The sequence below is a fragment of the Amphritea opalescens genome, from assembly GCF_003957515.1.
GTDB classification, from domain to species: Bacteria; Pseudomonadota; Gammaproteobacteria; order Pseudomonadales; family Balneatricaceae; genus Amphritea; species Amphritea opalescens.
In genome coordinates, this window is sequence record NZ_RQXW01000004.1 from 38,705 (window position 1) to 58,816 (window position 20,112).

Genomic DNA, 20,112 nt, shown 5'->3' on the forward strand with positions numbered 1-20,112 from the left:
TGTTTCAGGTTTAATTATGAGCTGGTTAGATACGCTTAATACATTAGGTATTCAGGTTAATGAACTGGGCCATTGCCAGGTGTCAGAGACCGATAGCAACACCGCTGTCACGCTGACACCACTAACCCATTTAGGGTTATTTGATGTCATCGGGCCGGAGGCTGAAAAATTTCTTCAAGGACAACTCTCTTGCGATGTTAGCCGCGTGAGCGCAGGCCAAAGCCTGTTAGGCTCTCACTGTAATATCAAAGGCAGCATGGTCAGCCTTAGCCGCCTGATGCCGGTGGAGAATGGTTTCTGGTTGCGTACCGAGCGCCCCCTTCTCGACACCGCCATGGCGAACCTAAAAAAGTATATGATCTTTTCTAAAGCCGAAAGCCAAGATCGTTCAGACGAGATTGTAGGCTTAGGCTTCAGCGGTCAGCAATCGAGTGAGTTACTCACCGCTCAAGGCTTCAGCATTCCAGCAGAGGACGGCCTCATGAGCGCTCACCTCAATGGCCTACTGATCCGCGTGCCTGGGGATCGATTTGAGCTCTGGCTACCGGTGGAACAAGCGACCTCACTGCTAACCTCATTAGCAGCACAAGTCTCCCTAGCCGGCACCAATGCTTGGCTGTTAAGCGAGATCCGCGCCGGCATTCCCGCGCTGCACACAGAAACCCTCGAAAGCTTCATCCCACAGATGACTAATCTGCAGGTGTTCGATGGCGTTAGCTTTACTAAAGGCTGCTATACCGGCCAAGAAGTCGTCACCCGCTTGCAACATCGGGGCAAACTCAATCGCCCTATGTTCCGTCTAGCCTTTAGTGCAGATCATCCACCGACTCCCGGCAGCAGTATCAACACCCCAGATCGCGCCGGTGTAGGCACTGTTGTCAGTGCCGCGATGAGTTCAGCAGAGGGCGGCGAACTGTTAGCCGTGATACTCAAAACCAGTTTCGATGACAACCAAGTCCAACTCATGTTCGAAGGTAACGATCAACCGCTAACGCGTCTTGACCTACCCTACACCCCCGACCCTGAACTGTTTGAACGAAAAACACACTAATCATCAGATGCGGTGAAAGCCTTCTCTTCACCGCCCCATTTTGTCCAACAATGGATCTGATGATACTATCCACCCATTTTTATTCTGGAACCCGTGATCATGCCAAAAGCTAGTGAAATAAAAAGAAACGCAGCCATCGACATTAATGGTGAAGCTTATATTGTTCGCGATATCGAGCGCTCCGTCCCTCAAGGACGTGCTGGCGGCAGTCTCTATCGCATGCGGATGTACAATGTTGCTACCAACGCTAAGATCGATGAAACCTTTAAAGATTCAGATATGCTGACACTGGCCGACCTAACCCGTCGTGCAGTCACCTTCTCTTACTCCGATGGCGATGAGTATGTCTTCATGGATAGTGAAGATTACTCTTCCTACAGCATGAATAAAGAGAACATCGAAGACGAGCTGATGTTCATCACCGATGACTTGCAAGGTTTGCACGTTATGATCGTGAATGATGCACCGGTTGCCCTCGACCTGCCCGGCATCGTTGAACTAGAAATCACCGAAACCGATCCATCGATCAAGGGTGGCTCGGCAACCGCGAGAACCAAGCCTGCGACTCTGTCCACAGGATTGATCATTCAGGTGCCTGAACATATCTCTACCGGTGACCGCATTAAAGTGAATGTCGAAGAACGTAAGTTCACCGGCCGTGCTTAAGCCTTAACAAGGCCATCAAAAAAACCGCTCATTGAAGCGGTTTTTTTCTGCCTACATTTTCGTCATATTACTGCCGCAGCAGCGCCGCGACCGATACATCCAGTGACGCCATAAAAATCTCTACCGCCGCCGTATATCGGTTTGCCTTACCTAACTCAACATTAATAGCCCGGTGAGATAGGTCAACCTTCAACAGCTCTGCGCGGGTGCCCAACGATTGGGCTTTTTGAACAAACATCTGGGCTTGCTGACAAGGTGCATCTTTACGCTTCTCTGAACAAACCGCTAAAAAGGGCGTTATGGATTCCTGCAATTGAAATAGAGGTGACGCTTGCTGCAAATAGGCGGATTTATCGCCAAAGGCTTTTTGATAGAAACGTCGAACCCCCTTCTGACTCATAATACTGACAACATCATAGCCGGCGGAATCCAGCGCGATGGTGCCGAGCCAAGGAGTTTTCGGGTTATCCTTGCGAACCAAGCCGCCCATCGCAAATGCCGGCCTTGTCGCTAGTAAAGACACCAAGTGCGCTCCAGAGGAATGCCCCATCAAGATGAATTTCGTGGCATCCGCATCCCAGCGGGCGGCATGACGCTGCGCATATCGTAAAGCGCGCATCACATCCCTTGCTTGGCTGACCGGGTCTGCGTGCGGTAACAATCGATAATTAACCGAGATCAGAACAAAACCACGCGTCACCCAACGCTCGACTTTATTGTCATAAACCGCTTTCGATGCTTTATCCCCCATCTTCCATGCGCCGCCATGCACCATAAAAATAACCGGTGCCTGCTGAGCATCCGCCGGATAATAAACATCGAAGGTTTGCTGGGTATCTTGACCATAAGCGATATCGGCAGCGCGCTGAATAGCGCTCGCAAAGGCTACACTGGAAAACAACAAACTCCCCAACAATAGCAACATAGAATAAATTGTAAGATACCGCTCCCTGCTATCTAGACACATTTCCCTGCCCTATCAATTGGATTAACCAACGCCTGCCCATCAAAGCAGGTTTCTTACCCCTAGGTTAAACCTAGCCCATTACCCGCTTCACGCCATTCGCATATCGATGTTTTTAGTGAGCAGGCAAGGTGCGTCGCAGGCGTAATCCTGGGCCTATCTGAGTCGCAGGCTGGTCGGTCTGAAGTATCACCAGTTCACCATCGACAAAATCCTGCTCCATTCCCAACATAATGGCGGAGCCATTGTCGAGATACAGTACCAATAACGCATCATAATTGAGTGATTCAGATGGAACATTCAGATCAGGTGCAATCACATCGATCAACTCACGCTGCTCATAGATATCGATCGATACCACTCTTGCGGCGGCTGGCAGGCTGATCCAACTGCATTGATCTGCTCTGGGCATCACGGCCTCAACCTCAGCCGCGGCCAAACAACCCACGCTAAAACCATCACTAAAGGGATGCCGAGTAACACTAATCTCTATCCAGTGTTCATCATCCAAACGAAAGCGCAACCAGCACGCCCGATTCATATCTTGCCCCAGACAGGTATGTAACCCACCGGCCCAAATTTCGTCTAGGCGTAACTCAAGTAGTTCGGAGAGATAGCCCTGCGCCTCACTATCGAGATGAAATACTTTCAAACGTACGGTATCGGTCATACAACACCTCCTTAGGTCATCACTAGCCATTCAGCGCGGGGAGCTGCCATTCTATCAAGCCTCGCCCTTGCGCCGAAAGATAGTCATTGGCCTGACTAAAATGTCGGCAGCCAAAAAAACCGCGATACGCCGCTAGCGGTGATGGATGCACCGACTTCAATACGAGGTGACGCTGCGTATCAATCATGGCCCCTTTTTTCTGTGCATAACTGCCCCACAGAAGGAACACCACATGCTCACACTGTTCATTAACCGTCGTGATCACTTTATCGGTAAACCGTTCCCACCCCTTTCCCTGATGGGATGCGGCCTTGGAGTCTTCCACGGTTAAGACCGCATTGAGCAGCAAAACCCCCTGCTGCGCCCAGCTTTCCAGATAACCATGACGCGCCGGCTCAATGCCGAGATCACTGTGTAACTCTTTGTAAATATTCACCAACGAAGGTGGGGTTTTAATCCCCGGCTGCACTGAAAAGCAGAGACCATGGGCCTGATTCGGCTGATGATAAGGGTCTTGACCGATAATCACGACTCTCACCCGATCCAGCGGTGTCGCCTCCAGTGCATGAAACCACTGGTGCTCAGGGGGGTAGATATGTTTCTGGACGTTTTTTTCCTGTTGTAAAAACTGGGTTAACTGCACCATATAGGGCTGAGTAAACTCCGCGTCTAACCACGGCTGCCAACTGGGTGCGTTGTCTAATGTCATCACCACATGATCACTCATTCAATTTTTCCTAGTTATCGCCGCTATCACGAATTTTCGCATTCGTATCACCCTGCCATATATCTCGAGTGAGTGTTTTGCCATAGATCACCGAGTAATAGCGAATTTTACCGGGAGCATGGGAGATCAAACCGGAAATCAGAATCACCACAATATAGATCCATGCTTGCGCCTGATCGAACCAATAGAAACCACCCAACAGCAACAGCACCTTCAAGAGCACTAACTGCCCCCGCAATTGATACAACCAGATCCCATCGACATACAACTCTTTCGCCGCCATCAGTATGCCGCTACCAATACCGAGGATCATAAACGGCCACCAAGCGGCTTCCGGCTGATCAAACAGATAAGCCCCCGCTAGGCCGGCGATACCCACCAGATGCAAGGAGCGCAGCACGATGCTGAGCCAACGCTTACCGGGTAGGTGTCGCTTTTGTTGTGGAATTAACCAACTCATATGCTGGCTCCTCGTTATACGGTTTGATAGTAAAGGTTTGCGGCATATAGCGATTCAAAAGAGACGAGCCCTGCGCCCGCGGCAAAACGGTTCAAGAGCCCTGTCCATCGCCGCTCCTGCGCATCCCTGCGCCCGCGGCATACCGTACGTCCTGTACATAAAAAAGGCTGCCATTGGCAGCCTTGATCGGTTGAGGGCTTAGCCTCGAGGACGCATCGCGGGGAAGAGGATCACATCCCGAATGGAAGCGGAATCGGTGAACAGCATCACCAAACGGTCGATACCAATACCTTCACCGGCGGTTGGCGGCAGGCCGTATTCCAAGGCGTTGATATAATCGGCATCATAATGCATCGCTTCATCATCACCGGCATCTTTTTCCGCCACCTGAGCGCGGAAACGCTCTGCTTGATCTTCTGAGTCATTCAACTCGGAGAAGCCATTGGCTAACTCGCGGCCACCGACAAAGAATTCAAAACGGTCGGTAACAAACGGATTGGCATCACTACGACGGGCCAACGGAGAAACTTCGGTCGGATACTCGGTAATAAAGGTCGGTTGCTGTAGACGGTGTTCAACGGTTTTCTCGAAGATCTCGATCTGAACCTTGCCCAGCCCCCAGATCTCTTTTACGTCGATGTCCAGACGTTCAGCAATCTGACGCGCGGCATGATCATCCGCTAGCGCTTCAGCGGTAATATCATCGTTATAATGCAGAATAGAATCGAAGACGCTCAGGCGAGTAAAGGGTTTTTCCAGATCGTATTCGAAGGTTTCTAGCACTTCACCATCATCGTTACGCACGGTGTTGATGATAGTTGTTGTGCCCAACACGTTCCGTGCCACGGTACGCAACATATCTTCGGTTAAGTCCATCAGATCGCGATAATCAGCATAGGCCTGATAGAATTCGATCATGGTGAATTCAGGGTTATGGCGAGTCGACAAACCTTCGTTACGGAAGTTACGGTTAATTTCAAATACCCGCTCAAAACCACCCACAACCAAACGTTTGAGATAGAGTTCAGGGGCAATCCGCAGGAACATATCCCGATCTAGTGCATTGTGATGGGTGACGAAAGGTCGAGCAGTTGCGCCGCCAGGAATAACCTGTAGCATCGGTGTTTCAGCTTCAATAAAGCGTTTTTCTGTCAGGTAGTTACGAATACCGGCGACAATTTTTGAACGCGCCTCAAACACCTTGCGAGCGTCTTCATTCATAATCAGGTCAACATAACGCTGACGGTAACGAGTCTCGGTATCCTGCAAACCTTTATGCTTATCCGGCAGTGGGTTCAGGTTTTTAGTCAGCAGTTCATACTCACCCAGGTCAACATACAGATCGCCTTTACCTGACTTATGCAGGACACCGGTAACACCGATGATATCCCCTAGATCGAGGGATTTAGCGAAAGGACGCGATTCCTTATTAACATAAAACTGAATGCGACCCGTCATATCCTGAATAACACCAAAGGCACCGCGATTAAGCATTACTCGGCCAGCAATGCTAACCGTAATACCTTCTTCAGCAATCTCTTCCTTCGATTTATCACCATGCTGATCCTGCAAATCCTGTGCATAACTATCGCGACGGAAAGTATTAGGAAAAGCGTTACCCGCTTCACGCAGCGTGTTCAATTTCTCACGACGCTCTGCAATCAGGCGGTTTTCATCTTGCTGCTGGGTGTTATCAGACATTTTATGTTGAACCTTCAATGGTTAAATCTTTAATTCATGGCAATCTGGTTATATAACAACAAACAGATCCCATCGTTTTTTCGGCATTACTGAATTACTTCAGCGTGACAACGGCGGTTGTTTACAGGCCCGCTTTGAGGCTGGCTTCAATAAACTGATCGAGATCCCCGTCCAAAACCTTATCGCAGTTACTGCTCTGCACACCGGTGCGCAGATCTTTAATGCGCTGATCATCGAGTACATAGGAGCGAATCTGGCTACCCCAGCCGATATCCGCTTTACTATCTTCTTGCTCCTGCGCCGCTTCCGAGCGTTTCAGCATCTCCATCTCGTAGAGTTTTGCTCGCAGTTGTTTCATACAGGTATCTTTATTCTGGTGTTGCGAACGCTGACTTTGGCTCTGCACGACGATGCCGGAGGGCCCGTGGGTAATACGCACCGCGGATTCCGTTCGGTTAACGTGCTGACCACCCGCACCTGAGGCACGGTAAACATCCACCCGTAAATCCGCAGGGTTAATATCGATATCAATATTGTCATCAATCTCGGGGGAGACAAAGACTGAAGAGAATGAGGTATGTCGGCGGCCGCCGGAGTCGAAGGGAGACTTACGCACTAAGCGATGTACGCCGGTCTCGGTCCGCAGCCAACCAAAGGCGTATGGCCCCTGAAAACTGATGGTCGCCGATTTAATACCCGCGACATCACCGGCTGAGCATTCCACCAGCTCGGTTTTAAAACCCTTATCTTCACCCCAGCGCAGGTACATCCGCAGCATCATTTCGGCCCAATCCTGCGCCTCGGTGCCACCGGAACCGGCCTGAATATCAAGGTAAGCATTATTGCCATCCGCTTCACCGGAGAACATCCGACGAAACTCCAGCTGATTCAACATGCCTTCGAGGCTAGCGACTTCTGTACGCACTTCTTCGACCGTGTCTTCATCGTCCTCTTCAACAGCCATCTCTAGTAGATCTCGGGCATCGGCGACACCGCTGGTGAGATCATCGATCGTTTTAACCACCCCTTCCAGCATCGCCCGCTCTTTACCCAGCGCCTGTGCTCGTTCGGGTTCACTCCAGACAGCAGAATCTTCCAGCTCCCGATTTACCTCTTCTAGACGCTCCTGTTTCTCTGGATATTCCAGATAAGCACGCAGGGTCTCTGTACGTTCGGTAATATCTTTCAGGCTGTTGGTGATCGGATTGATTTCCATCGTATTCGCTTAACTCTCTCTATCTGCACGGGGAGCACATCTTGGCTCCCGGGTTGTACGCCGGAGTGAAATGGCCGTTTAAAAAAGCAGCACATTTTACCTGATTACCCGGCAGCTGTGTATCCAATGGCCTGAAAAAACTCGACTTTACCTCTCTTTATCGGCAAGAATTAGAACAGATATCGCTAACTTTGAGATAACCTGAAGCAAAATGCCCCATCTACTCACACCACGCCGCACGCTTTTCATCCTGACGGCGGTACTCTTTTCGACCCCACTGATGGCAACTGAGACCCTTGATAACGTCCCTCTGCTTAGTAACAGCTGGATTGGCATCACCTGTGTGTGCATCTTCTGCATCAGTTATATCTTCGTGCTAGGGGAGGAGCTTTTTCATCTGCGAAAGTCGAAACCGGTGATTGTCGCCGCAGGGCTTATCTGGCTGTTAGTCGGTCTGGCTTATACCCTTGAAGGGGACAGCGAAACCGCCGCTATCGCCTTTCGGCATAATTTATTGGAATATGCCGAACTGTTTTTCTTTCTACTGGCGGCGATGTCATTTATTACCATGTTGGAAGAGCGCCAGGTATTTGCCGCACTGCGTGCATGGCTCATCTCCTGCGAGCTCAGCCTTGTACAGATTTACTGGGCCACCGGCGCACTCGCCTTCTTTCTTTCGCCCATAGCCGACAACCTATCGACCGCGCTATTAATGGGCGCCGTCGTGATGGCCATCGGCCAAAAAAGTGTAAAATTCATCGCCGTGGGCTGCATCAATGTCGTGGTTGCCGCCAATGCCGGCGGGGCCTTCAGCCCCTTTGGGGACATCACCACACTGATGGTTTGGCAAAAAGGCATTATCCCCTTTGCCGATTTCTTCAGCCTGTTTATTCCGGCATTGATCAGCTGGCTAACCCCAGCCATTATTATGTCGCTCACGATCGAAAAAGCCTATCCAACCCCAGAAAAACGACAGCAAAAACGGCATATGAAACGCGGGGCAGTGACTATTCTGCTGTTATTCCTGATGACTATCATGCTAGCCGTTGTTAGCAACAGCTTGCTCAATCTGCCCTCGGTATTAGGCATGATGACCGGACTGGGTATTTTAAAGCTCTATGGCTATTACCTCAGCCGATTTGAATCGAATATCCGCGATACCGGCCATATTTATAACCACCATATCGACACCCTATCCGATATCCGTCAGATGAAAGGCGATCATACCGATGTTATCCGCCGTTTTGATATTTTTCAGGTGGTAGAGCGCTCCTCTTGGGATACGCTGATGTTCTTCTACGGTGTGGTACTGTCCGTTGGCGGATTAGCCACGCTGGGCTATCTTGGGCTGTTGTCTGACTTAGTCTATAACCACCTGGGGCCGACACTCGCCAATAGCCTGATCGGTGTACTGTCATCTCTGATCGACAACATCCCCGTGATGTTTGCCGTGTTATCGATGCAACCGGATATGTCGACCCATCAATGGCTACTTATCACCCTCACCACCGGCATTGGTGGATCACTCCTCTCCATCGGTTCAGCGGCAGGTATCGCCCTAATGGGACAGGCCCAGGGCGTCTATACCTTTTACAGTCACCTCAAATGGAGCTGGGCGGTCGCACTCGGCTATCTGCTCAGTATCGCAGCTCACCTATGGATCAACGGCACCTAGGTCGAGCCTTATCTCCCATGACACTGAATCATGTCGATCGCTGAAGTCATCATGCCTAGCCTTAAAGAGCAAAGGCCTCAAGCACCTCAGGCACCCAGCGGGCGACACGATCGGCGGTCAGTTCATTCTGACAGTCTTCATCCAATGCCAAACCGACAAAACAGTCTTGCTCTTCGGTCAACGCCTTAGATGCCTCAAAATTGAACCCTTCAATGGGGAAGTAACCACACATAATCGCACCGCGGCTGACTAATTTATCGTGCAGCGCCCCCATGGCATCCAGAAACCACTCCCCATAACCGATCTGATCACCCAAACCAAACAGCGCACATTTCACACCGTTAAGATCCAGCTCATCGAGCTCAGCCCAAACATCGGACCAGTCTTCCTGTAACTCACCATAATCCCAAGTAGGGATACCGAAAATCAGATAGCGATAATCGGACACTCCCTCTAGCCCTTCGGCCGCCAACTCATGCAGATCAACACGATCAAACCCAATATGTGTCGCAATTAGCTCGGCACAACTCTCTGTATTGCCCGTTGTTGATCCGTAAAAAAGACCAATTTCCTTACTCATTACATCTCACTTATTCATCGAATCTGACAATCTATGATTTTGGCGCAAACGCATCAAAGGCATCATTCGCCAACTGCTCAACGGACTCACGCGCAGCCTTTAGCGCTTTAATATTTTGGTCACTCGCTTGCTTTAACGTTTCCTCAAGCTGCGCCGCATAGACCTGCTGTGATTTAATTAAATCATCGGTCGACGAGCAGCTTTGCATCTCTCGCGTCTGAGCAACCGTCGCCTCGATACAGGCCTTGGTACACATCATCTGCTGACGGGTCAGCTCTTCCAACATTTTCGTTTGAATATTGACCAATTCTTTGAATGGCCCCATCGTTTGGTTTACGGCTTTTGACATATCTTGAAACATAACAGTATCCTTGCTCGCCATTCTGCCTACTGATGAAAGATTACCCATGGATTAGCCGGTCTTAAAAAGCCGCCGATGGGTTTAATTTGCGCTGGCAGAGGGATAGTTTACGATGAATTACTGTCAGGCCACAAACAGGAGAACACAAAATGAGACTATTACACACCATGCTTAGGGTGACCGATCTGCAAAAATCGATCGCTTTCTATACCGATATGCTCGACATGAAGCTGTTGCGCAGCACCGATTTTCCGGATGGCAAGTTCACCTTAGCATTTCTCGGTTATGGTGAAGAGTCCGACTCGACTGTTCTCGAACTCACCCATAACTGGGAAACCGATCATTATGATATGGGTAATGCCTACGGCCATATTGCCATTGAAGTCGATGATGTCTACGCCGCCTGCGATAAAATCAAAGCCCTAGGTGGCGAGGTCGTCAGAGAAGCAGGCCCAATGATGCATGGCTCAACGATTCTGGCATTTGTGCGTGACCCTGATGGTTACATGATTGAACTACTCGGCACCGACCGTTCAGAAAGGTAAGATTTATCTCCAATAGGCATCCTTATCTAGGCATCGATATCTCGATGCCTATTTTACCCGCCACAAATCAATCGGCCTGATCATTATCATGATTTTTCACTGCTGATCATGTAGAATACGGCCAACATTAGATTCTGCTAATTAACGATTCAACTGACCTGCGCCAACAGGGCCTGCCAAAAAGATCCGTTTTGTCCCTATCAACAACGGAATACAGGTCTATAATAGGCGCCAAATTTTTACCTTTAATCATAAGGGCGCAACTCGATGAGTAAGAAACTTCTACTGGCCATGACCGGCCTGCTACTGACTCTCAACACAGCCTCTGTCTATGCCGCTAGTTTGGCAAAAGGCATGAAAGCCTTTGAAGCCAAAGACTACAGCACCGCCATGACTGAGCTGAAGCCACTCGTCAGCGAGAACAATCTCGATGCAATGAACCTAGTGGGCCAGATGTATGAATTCGGTTTAGGTGTTGCGGCCGATGAAGAACAGGCGGTTAAACTCTACAACCGCTGTAGCAATCAAGGCCATTTAGAGTGCGTCAACAGCCTTCGCGCTTACAAAGACAAAGGCTATAAGGTTGAACTAAAAACCGTTCAGCCTAATGCGGAAGCCGGCGACGTCACTGCGCAAAACCGCCTCGGCGAAATGTATGAATTTGGTTATGGCCTTAACCGCGACGCTTCACAGGCGATCAAGTGGTATCAACTTGCTGCGGACCAAGGTCTGGTCGCCGCCCAATATAACCTAGGCCGTGCTTATAACTTCGGTACTGGCGTGACCCAAGATTTCGCCCTAGCTGAAAAATGGTATCGCAAAGCCGCTGAGCAGGGTTACATGGATGCTATGTTCTTCCTAGGTGCACTCTATTCGAATAACCACGGTGCCGATGCGAATCAGCAAACCAACATCATCGCTTACGCTTGGTTGCAAAACGCCCTGGAACTGGGTAACCGCACAGCGACCGCTATTCAGTCCCGTATCGTGATGAAACTGTCCGATACCGAACTAGCCGAAGCGAAAACACTGGCCACTGAATACAAAGACAAATTTGTCACCCCCTTCAAATAAGGCCTGAGCTAACCACGAAAAGCCGAGCATTGCGCTCGGCTTTTTTATACCAGCGCCATAACATCGCGAAGCATTTTGGTGGTATAGTCGGCAACAATTTATTAGGCTCTGTCGCGGCATCGATCACCGCATCGCCAAGCCTAAACCGTACATATGAAACCTAAGAGACTGTTGTAATTAACATGAGCATATCTTTCCCTGAAGTCGACGGAGAACTACGTCAACCCAGCCTAATGCGCCGTTTTGCGGCCATGATCTACGATGCTTTTCTGGTTGTGGCTATCTGGATGTGTGCCGGTTTTGCTGCGGTAGGCTTAAACCAAGGTGAAGCCGTGAGTGGTCCGATATTTCAAACCGTACTCTTCCTACTCACCTTCGCCTTTTATGCCTACTTCTGGGTACGTCTAGGGCAAACCTTAGGGATGCAAGCATGGAAGTTAAGAGTGCAAACCGTCGATGGGCATCACATAAGCTTACGGCAAGCACTGATCCGCTTTATGACCGCCATCGTATCCACCGCTTGCTTAGGCCTAGGTTTCTTCTGGATGCTCTTCTCTGCTAATAAAGCAACTTGGCATGACAGCTTTTCAGAAACACAGATAGTGTTACTGCCTAAGTAGCAGGTTGCTCGGTATGACCGAGCAGCCTCAACAATACGGTTTAATCCTCAATAAAGAGGGCGCGGGCAAGAACTCAACACTTAAGGTTCAGCAACGTCGACTATCCCTCGACTATCCCGCTCGTTTAATTAGCCAGCCACCAAGCGTCATACAGATCAATATCGGCACCAGCGCCGACCAAACCGGGTCGATATTGTAGAGACTACTCACCGGTGCGAGAATATCCTGACTGATCTTAAATGCCATCCCGACCACGACTCCGGTAATGATACGCTGCCCTGTGGACACACTGCGCAGCGAACCAAAGATAAAAGAGATCGCCACTAGTACTAAACCAATAATCGCAAGCGGTTGAAAAACCTTGCGCCAGAAGCTCTGCATATAACGATCGTTGTTGAGTTCTTGTTCGTCTAAATATTGGCTATAGCGATACAGCTCACTGGTGGACATCTCCTTCGGCTTAACCATCAACACTTTCAAGCGCTGGGGTGTTAACTCGATAGACCAGGGTTGGGTATCGAAACGTGAGGTCTCTGTTTGATCATCGAGAAAGCGGGTTTCAACCACCGAACTCAACAACCAACCGCCGTTTTCATAATGGCCTGCATCTGCATAGCTGCTATAAAGTAGATGGCTATCCGGCGCTAGCGCAAAACGAGTTACGCCTTGAATATCACCTTCTGGTGTGACCACATTAATATGGATATATTCACCACCCTCACGATGCCAAACACCGGTGCGAGCAGAGATAGTTCCCCGATTAAGATGCTGCGCCCGAATACTCTCAGACAGTGCACCGCTGTAAGGAGCCACATACTCTCCTATCAATAGGGCAAAGAGTGACAGCAGAATAATGGGTTTTAATACCATTTTCACCAGTCGCCAGACCGAAATACCCGCCGCTCGCATGACCGTTAACTCACTGCCACTGGCGAGGCTTCCTAACCCTAGCAAGCACCCCACCAAACAGCCCAGTGGTAGAAATTCATAAAAGGCTGCCGGCATATTCAGCGCCGAGTAACCCAGCATAATCAGCAGGGTATAACCTTCGTTTAACTCCGACATCTCATCGATGACTTTGAACAGGAAATCCAGCCCCACAACGATCAACATCACCACCAAGATGCTGAGTAGAACCTGCTGACCGATGTAACGATCTAACTTAAGCAGCATGCTGGGTTCTCCCTCGGCCGAGCAATTTTTTCCAAGAGCCATCCAAGTACATCAGCCCGATGGCCAACGCAAAATACAACAGATGCACCAACCAGAGTAGAATCACCGCCCCACCATCACTCTCAATATATTTACGCACATTGGTTAACAACATTAGATAGGTCATATAGAGCAAAATAGACGGTATCAGTTTGGCATATCGCCCCTGACGGGGGTTAGTCTTACTCAATGGCACCGCCAGCAGAGCCACAATTAAGGTCAGCATGGGCAACGACAAACGCCAATGAAGCTGAGCCTGCTGCGCCGCAGTACCATTCACCAGATCGCTAGAGGGCAATGAGTAGAGTTTATTCACCTGCTGTATCGGCTGTTGATCAGGTAATCGTATGCCGTACTCTTCGAAAGCAATCTGACGATAATCGGCCTCACCCGGGTTGCCTTCATAGCGATAACCATCATCTAACACGAGATAGCGCACACCGGTTTCTGGGTTGGTATAGCTGCGGCCTTGATCAGCCACCACCATCACGGCCTGCTCTTTATCGCCCAAGGTGACTTTTTCGGAAATAAAGACGCCTTTCATTGAGCCACTGGCTTTATCCAACTTCTCGATATAGGTCACCCGATTACCGCGGGGCATCGCCTGAAACCGACCTTCACTAATCACATCAAACTCGCCGATATTGCGCTGCTTCTGCAACATAATCTCGGTCATATTCGCCCCCAGCGGCGATAGATACAGGCTCATCCCGCCCACTAACAGGGCGCAGACAAGTGCCGGCCCCAGGGTATACATGGTAAGACGCCGCTGGCTCATCCCCGTCGCTTGCAACACCACCATCTCACTTTCGAGATATAAGCGGCCATACGAGAGTAAAATCCCTAAAAACAGCCCAAGAGGCAAAATCAGCTCAAGAAACCCTGGCAGACGGAACAAAAGGTAGTAAAATACTGCTTCCATCGGAATTTCTCCGGCTGCAGCAATACTTAAGTAACTGATAAAACGACCACTCATGATGATCAGCAGCAGCACCAATGTCACTGCGGCCATACTGATCAACACTTCTTTGGCCAGGTAGCGAAAGATAATCAAACTGCCATATCCTGTATTATTGCCGGTAAAGAATTCTCTCTGATACCGAAAACGGGGTTTTGTTTCTGCGGCATTAGGATAAAATCCGGGTATCAATTTAAAATCGGTCCAACATCAACGTCTGAACCGGTGCATCATTATCTTATAAACCAGACACGATGTCTTGTGTGGAGAAAGCATGGAATTTGAAATAGTTACCGGGTCAGTAGAGTCCCTTGAAACTGACTGTTTAATCGTTGGCGTATCCTCTGATGGTGAGCTGGCTCCCTCTGCAGATCTAATCAATAAAGCATCTGCCGGTTACCTAAAAGATCTACTCACCGATCATCAAGGCAAATGCGGTGAAGCACTACTGCTGCATAAGGTTCCAGGCATCAGCGCCAAGCGTGTATTGCTGATGGGATTGGGCAAAGCCGATGAGCGTAGCGACCGCAATCAGCTCAAAATCATCAAGAGCGTCATGAGCAACGTCAAAGCGATCCGCTGCAAATCGATTGTGATTGCCTTGGATGGTTTAGAAAGTGCTGATCAAGATCTCTACCGTCAACTGCGTCACAATACCGAGTGGGCCAGTGCCGAGCTGTATCAATATGATGCAACTAAGAGCAAAAAAGCCGACGCCATTAGCCTAGAAAGCATTGGTTTTCTGCTAAGCCATGATAATGCGGAACTGGGCGAGTTCTCCATCAGCGATGGTTCTGCCATTGCCAATGGTATCGATACCGCCCGTGAACTGGGCAATCTGCCCGGCAACATCTGCACGCCAACCTATCTGGCCGAAAAAGCCCTGAAGCTGGCACAAGAGTGCGAAGAACTAACCACCACCATTCTCGATGAAGACGAGATGGAAAAACTGGGCATGCACTCCCTACTGTCCGTCGGCAAAGGCAGCGCTGAAGCGTCTAAACTGATCGTCATGGAATACAAAGGTGGCGAGCCGGATCAACATCCCCATGTGCTCGTAGGTAAAGGGATCACCTTCGACACCGGCGGCATCAGCCTGAAGCCTGGCGCTAAAATGGATGAGATGAAGTTTGATATGTGCGGTGCCGCCAGTGTGATGGGCGCCATGGAAGCACTCACTCAACTAGGTCTCGACCTAAACGTCGTGGGCATTATCGCTTCTGCTGAGAACATGCCATCGGGCAATGCCACAAAACCGGGTGATATCGTCACTACGATGTCGGGTCAAACCGTTGAAATCCTTAACACCGATGCCGAAGGCCGTTTGGTGCTCTGTGATGCACTGACCTACGCCGAACGTTTCGAGCCTGAAACCGTCGTCGATGTCGCCACCCTTACCGGTGCCTGCATCGTCGCGCTGGGCAACCATGCGACCGGCCTACTCTCCACCGATGATCTGCTAGCCGATGATCTGCTGGCTGCCGGTGAATTCGCCGCAGACAAAGCATGGCGTCTGCCGTTGTGGGATGAGTATCAGGAACAACTGGACAGCAACTTTGCCGATATCGCTAATATCGGTGGTCCTGCCGCCGGTACGGTAACCGCCGCCTGCTTCCTGTCTCGGTTCACCAAAAAATACCGCTGGGCCCATCTGGATATCGCCGGTGTTGCTTGGAATAGTAACGGCAAAGCCAAAGGCGCCACTGGACGCTGTGTTCCGCTGCTGTGTCAACATCTGATCGCTCAGGTTGACGACCTAACTGAAGAGTAAGCCAGCCTAACCGTATGGATCACTCGCAGGCGCACTGTCCTAAACCGGCGCCTGCGAGTCATCCCGCTGTTAGCCCCTTTTGCTGCAAAGAGTAAGCACCTATGAGTCAGGCTGATTTCTATGTTCTGCCCAATGCCGAACCGGAAAGCCGCAACGCGTTTCTCTGTCGTTTAGCCGATAAAGTATTAGGCCGCGGGCTTAACGTCTTTATCCGTGTCGCCAACGAAACCGAAGCCAATCGTCTCGATCAATTACTCTGGGACTATCGCCCCGATGCGTTTATTCCCCACGGGATACTCAATCAAAAACCCGATGCCCCCGTGCAGATCGGCTGGGGAGATCAACTCCCAACCCACCGAGATGTCTACATCAACCTAGGCCTCGATGCCTCAGCTGAAACCCTCAAATTCGATCGTATCCTCGAGATTGTGATTCAACAACCGGATATCCTCGCCGCCACACGGCAAAACTTCGCTCTATACAAAAAAAACGGTATCACCCCAAAAATGCATGATATGCGCCCCAAAGGTTAATCATTAAACCCCCGTAGGGTACCGATGAGTGTTACGAACCGCCCCAACACGCCCAAGCGAAACATCACTTCGGTGCGGTTCAGCCTTCACCACACCCTTACCAAATCTTGTTTACTACCGTTGAACTTTACAAACCGCACCATGGCGACGGCTAGCTACTTAACAGCCTCGGGGGTATAATATCCGACTATTTTTTTGCACTAATTCTAGCTTTGAGAGCACGGTCTATTAATGGATACCACCTACCAGCCGCACGAGATCGAGAAATCCTGGTACAAAACCTGGGAAGAAAAAGGTTACTTTGCCCCCTCCGGTGAAGGCGAAGCCTACAGCATCATGATCCCGCCGCCGAATGTCACCGGCAGCCTACATATGGGCCATGCTTTCCAGCACACCATCATGGATGCACTGGTTCGCTATCAGCGCATGAAGGGTAAAAACACCCTCTGGCAGGTCGGTACCGACCATGCCGGTATCGCCACACAGATGGTAGTCGAGCGTAAACTCGCGGCGGAAGAGCAGAAAACCCGTCATGATCTGGGCCGCGATGCCTTTATCGAGAAAATCTGGGAATGGAAAGCCGAATCCGGCGGTATGATCACCAACCAGATGCGTCGTCTCGGAGACTCCGTTGACTGGCAAAATGAACGCTTCACCATGGATTCCGGTTTTTACACCGCGGTACAGGAAGTGTTTATCCGTCTCTATGACGAAGGCCTGATCTACCGTGGTAAGCGTCTGGTTAACTGGGACCCTAAGCTACACACCGCCATCTCCGACCTCGAAGTGGAAAACCGCGAAGTTAAAGGCAAGATGTGGTATCTGCGTTACCCACTAGCCGACGGTGTTAAAACCGCTGCGGGAGACGATTATCTGGTAGTGGGTACCACCCGTCCAGAAACTCTACTCGGTGATACCGGTGTCGCGGTTAACCCCGATGATGACCGTTATAAAGACCTGATCGGCAAAGAGATTATCTTGCCGTTGGTTGGCCGTCGCATCCCTATTGTTGGCGACGAACACGCCGATATGGAGAAGGGCTCCGGTTGCGTGAAAATCACGCCGGCTCACGACTTCAACGATAATGAAGTCGGTAAGCGCTGCAAGCTACCCATGATCAACATACTCACCCTCAACGGTGATATTCGCGACGCCGCCGAAACCTTTAACACCGATGGCAGCGAAAACCACGATATCGATACCACCCTACCGGAGAAATATCACGGCATGGAGCGCTTTGCTGCCCGTCGTGAAATCGTCGCCGATATGGAAGCCGCGGGCTTACTGGTGAAGATCGAAGAAAACGATATGACCATCCCTTACGGTGATCGGGGTGGTGTGGTCATCGAACCGATGCTGACCGACCAATGGTTTGCCGATGCCAAAACCCTATCTGGACCGGCGATCAAAGCGGTTGAAGATGGCGATATCAAGTTCGTTCCTAAACAGTACGAAAACATGTTCTTCGCTTGGATGCGTGATATCCAAGACTGGTGTATCTCCCGTCAGCTGTGGTGGGGACACCGTATTCCCGCCTTCTACGACAATGAAGGCAATGTTTACGTCGCTAAAGATGCCGCCTCTGCCCGTGAGAAATATGGCCTAGCGCTAGACACCGAACTGCGCCAAGACGACGACGTGCTCGATACTTGGTTCAGCTCCGGCCTGTGGACCTTTGGCACCCTAGGCTGGCCTGAAAATACCCAACGTTTGCAAACTTTCCATCCAACCGATGTACTGGTCACCGGCTTCGATATCATCTTCTTCTGGGTAGCCCGGATGATGATGATGACCATGCACCTAATCAAAGATGAAAATGACAAACCGCAGGTACCCTTTAAAACCGTTTATGTCACCGGTCTGATTCGTGATGAAAACGGCGATAAAATGTCGAAATCCAAGGGTAACGTACTCGACCCGCTAGATATGATCGACGGCATCAGCCTGCCAGACCTGCTGGAAAAACGGACTGGCAACATGATGCAGCCGCAATTGGCGGAGAAAATTGGCAAACGTACCGAAAAGCAGTTCCCCGAAGGGATCGCCGCCCACGGTACCGATGCGATGCGTTTCACCCTAGCAGCGCTGGCCTCCACCGGCCGGGATATCAACTGGGATGTGAAGCGACTGGAAGGTTACCGTAACTTCTGTAACAAGATCTGGAACGCCGCCCGTTATGTGCAGATGAACACCGACGGCGAAGACTGCGGTCAAGCCGGCGGCGAGATGGAGCTATCTCTGGCCGACCGTTGGATCGCCAGTGAGCTACAGAAAGTCGAAGCCGAAGTCACCAAGCACTTTGACGAATACCGTTTCGATCTCGCGTCGCAAACGCTTTACGACTTTATCTGGAACGAATACTGCGGTTGGTACCTTGAACTGTCTAAACCGGTCTTGTGGGACGATAATGCCTCTGCAGCGGCCAAACGTGGCACTCGTCATACACTGGTACGGGCACTAGAGGTCATTCTCCGTCTGACGCACCCGATCATGCCATACATCACCGAAGAGATCTGGCAGTCGATTAAAGAGATCGCTGGCGTGGAAGGTGACACCATAATGCTGCAACCTTATCCGGTGGCGAATGACACCCAGCATGACGATGCCGCTGAAGCGGATATCAACTGGCTGAAAGGTGTGATCACCGGCGTGCGCAACATCCGTGGTGAGATGGGTATCTCCCCTGCGAAAGAGCTGGATATCCTGATCAAAAACGGCAGCGCCGACGACAAAATCCGTCTTGAAGCGAATAAAGCCTTCTTGGCCAAACTCGCCTCACTCGCATCGGTGACTTGGCTTAACCCCGGCGATGAAGAGCCGATGTCAGCGGTACAGTTGGTCGGTGATATGCAGGTACTTGTGCCGATGGCTGGTCTGATCGACAAAACCGCTGAACTGGCCCGTCTGAAAAAAGAGATGGATAAGCTAGAGAAAGAAGCGGGTCGTCTGGCAGGCAAACTTAGCAATGACAAGTTTGTTGCTAATGCGCCCGAAGCAGTGGTTGCTAAAGAGCGTGAGAAACTTGCAGAGTATAAGACGTCGCTTGATCAATTAAGCGAGCAGTACGGCAAAATCGAAGCGCTGTAAGGACCGTCGTTCGAACGTCGCTTCGCGACTTGCTCGTAGTCCTAAAAAGAAAAAAGCCCAGCAGAGATGCTGGGCTTTTTTTGGTTATAAATGATGCAACAGAGCTAAGGCCGACGGTAGGCGCCGCATCCTGCGGCGATTGAATCTCACAGTCGCATCCTCTTTATGACGCTTTAGCATGCTTGACGAGACCTGCCAATCAGTAATCCCTTTCCTCTCCCAGAGAATGACTGCAGCAATA

General features: G+C 50.4%; 19 protein-coding genes. 9 read left to right on the top strand and 10 right to left on the bottom strand.

Annotated elements, in window-relative coordinates:
* The first annotated feature begins 16 nt into the window (after window positions 1-16).
* Together ygfZ and efpL are read left to right on the top strand one after the other, a co-directional pair.
* On the top strand, window positions 17-1,051 hold the full coding sequence (ygfZ, locus tag EH243_RS05565; protein WP_241235002.1) for a CAF17-like 4Fe-4S cluster assembly/insertion protein YgfZ: 1,035 nt from the start codon (window positions 17-19) through the stop codon (window positions 1,049-1,051).
* 99 nt (window positions 1,052-1,150) lie between these two features.
* Window positions 1,151-1,717: an elongation factor P-like protein EfpL gene (gene efpL, locus EH243_RS05570; RefSeq protein WP_126157663.1), complete on the top strand. Its 567-nt coding sequence runs from the start codon at window positions 1,151-1,153 to the stop codon at window positions 1,715-1,717.
* Between the two features lie 67 nt (window positions 1,718-1,784).
* On the opposite strand, the gene EH243_RS05575 is transcribed toward efpL, so the two are convergent.
* From EH243_RS05575 to prfB, 6 genes are all read right to left on the bottom strand, one after another.
* Window positions 1,785-2,618 (bottom strand): alpha/beta hydrolase, encoded by an 834-nt coding sequence (locus EH243_RS05575; RefSeq protein ID WP_206441531.1) that lies wholly within the window; start codon window positions 2,616-2,618, stop codon window positions 1,785-1,787.
* Window positions 2,619-2,796: 178 nt separating this feature from the next.
* The gene (locus tag EH243_RS05580; RefSeq protein ID WP_126157664.1) at window positions 2,797-3,351 is read right to left on the bottom strand and encodes a hypothetical protein; all 555 of its coding nucleotides are present in this window, start codon (window positions 3,349-3,351) and stop codon (window positions 2,797-2,799) included.
* Between the two features lie 22 nt (window positions 3,352-3,373).
* Window positions 3,374-4,060, bottom strand: a complete 687-nt coding sequence (gene ung, locus EH243_RS05585) for a uracil-DNA glycosylase (RefSeq protein ID WP_126157851.1) — start codon at window positions 4,058-4,060, stop codon at window positions 3,374-3,376.
* Window positions 4,061-4,088: 28 nt separating this feature from the next.
* Entirely contained in the window at window positions 4,089-4,538 is a 450-nt protein-coding gene (locus tag EH243_RS05590) for a hypothetical protein (RefSeq protein WP_126157665.1), read from the bottom strand.
* A 198-nt stretch (window positions 4,539-4,736) separates the two neighbouring features.
* Window positions 4,737-6,239, bottom strand: coding sequence for a lysine--tRNA ligase (gene lysS / locus EH243_RS05595; RefSeq protein WP_126157666.1), 1,503 nt, complete (start codon window positions 6,237-6,239; stop codon window positions 4,737-4,739).
* Between the two features lie 121 nt (window positions 6,240-6,360).
* Entirely contained in the window at window positions 6,361-7,455 is a 1,095-nt protein-coding gene (prfB, locus tag EH243_RS05600) for a peptide chain release factor 2 (RefSeq protein WP_126157667.1), read from the bottom strand.
* Between the two features lie 211 nt (window positions 7,456-7,666).
* On the opposite strand from prfB, the gene nhaD reads away from it, so the two are divergent.
* Entirely contained in the window at window positions 7,667-9,130 is a 1,464-nt protein-coding gene (nhaD, locus tag EH243_RS05605; RefSeq protein WP_126157668.1) for a sodium:proton antiporter NhaD, read from the top strand.
* A 61-nt stretch (window positions 9,131-9,191) separates the two neighbouring features.
* Here the strand turns inward: nhaD and fldB are convergent, their stop codons facing one another.
* Entirely contained in the window at window positions 9,192-9,710 is a 519-nt protein-coding gene (gene fldB / locus EH243_RS05610) for a flavodoxin FldB (RefSeq protein ID WP_126157669.1), read from the bottom strand.
* Between the two features lie 31 nt (window positions 9,711-9,741).
* A complete protein-coding gene (locus EH243_RS05615; protein WP_126157670.1) occupies window positions 9,742-10,071 on the bottom strand; it encodes a phasin family protein in 330 nt (109 codons plus the stop codon).
* Window positions 10,072-10,220: 149 nt separating this feature from the next.
* Here EH243_RS05615 and gloA point away from each other — a divergent pair, with 149 nt between their 5' ends.
* From gloA to EH243_RS05630, 3 genes are all read left to right on the top strand, one after another.
* Window positions 10,221-10,616, top strand: a complete 396-nt coding sequence (gloA, locus tag EH243_RS05620; RefSeq protein WP_126157671.1) for a lactoylglutathione lyase — start codon at window positions 10,221-10,223, stop codon at window positions 10,614-10,616.
* 267 nt (window positions 10,617-10,883) lie between these two features.
* Entirely contained in the window at window positions 10,884-11,690 is an 807-nt protein-coding gene (locus EH243_RS05625; protein ID WP_126157672.1) for a tetratricopeptide repeat protein, read from the top strand.
* Window positions 11,691-11,872: 182 nt separating this feature from the next.
* Window positions 11,873-12,310, top strand: a complete 438-nt coding sequence (locus tag EH243_RS05630; protein ID WP_126157673.1) for an RDD family protein — start codon at window positions 11,873-11,875, stop codon at window positions 12,308-12,310.
* A gap of 111 nt (window positions 12,311-12,421) precedes the next feature.
* Here EH243_RS05630 and lptG read toward each other — a convergent pair whose 3' ends face one another.
* Window positions 12,422-13,483, bottom strand: a complete 1,062-nt coding sequence (gene lptG, locus EH243_RS05635; RefSeq protein ID WP_241235003.1) for an LPS export ABC transporter permease LptG — start codon at window positions 13,481-13,483, stop codon at window positions 12,422-12,424.
* Entirely contained in the window at window positions 13,473-14,576 is a 1,104-nt protein-coding gene (gene lptF / locus EH243_RS05640) for an LPS export ABC transporter permease LptF (protein WP_126157674.1), read from the bottom strand. Before lptF ends, lptG begins: the two co-directional genes overlap by 11 nt.
* 178 nt (window positions 14,577-14,754) lie before the next feature.
* Between lptF and EH243_RS05645 the strand changes: the two genes are divergently transcribed.
* From EH243_RS05645 to EH243_RS05655, 3 genes are all read left to right on the top strand, one after another.
* Window positions 14,755-16,251, top strand: coding sequence for a leucyl aminopeptidase (locus tag EH243_RS05645; RefSeq protein ID WP_126157675.1), 1,497 nt, complete (start codon window positions 14,755-14,757; stop codon window positions 16,249-16,251).
* A gap of 101 nt (window positions 16,252-16,352) precedes the next feature.
* Window positions 16,353-16,784, top strand: coding sequence for a DNA polymerase III subunit chi (locus EH243_RS05650; RefSeq protein WP_126157676.1), 432 nt, complete (start codon window positions 16,353-16,355; stop codon window positions 16,782-16,784).
* Between the two features lie 231 nt (window positions 16,785-17,015).
* Entirely contained in the window at window positions 17,016-19,871 is a 2,856-nt protein-coding gene (locus tag EH243_RS05655) for a valine--tRNA ligase (RefSeq protein ID WP_126157677.1), read from the top strand.
* Window positions 19,872-20,112 lie beyond the last annotated feature (241 nt).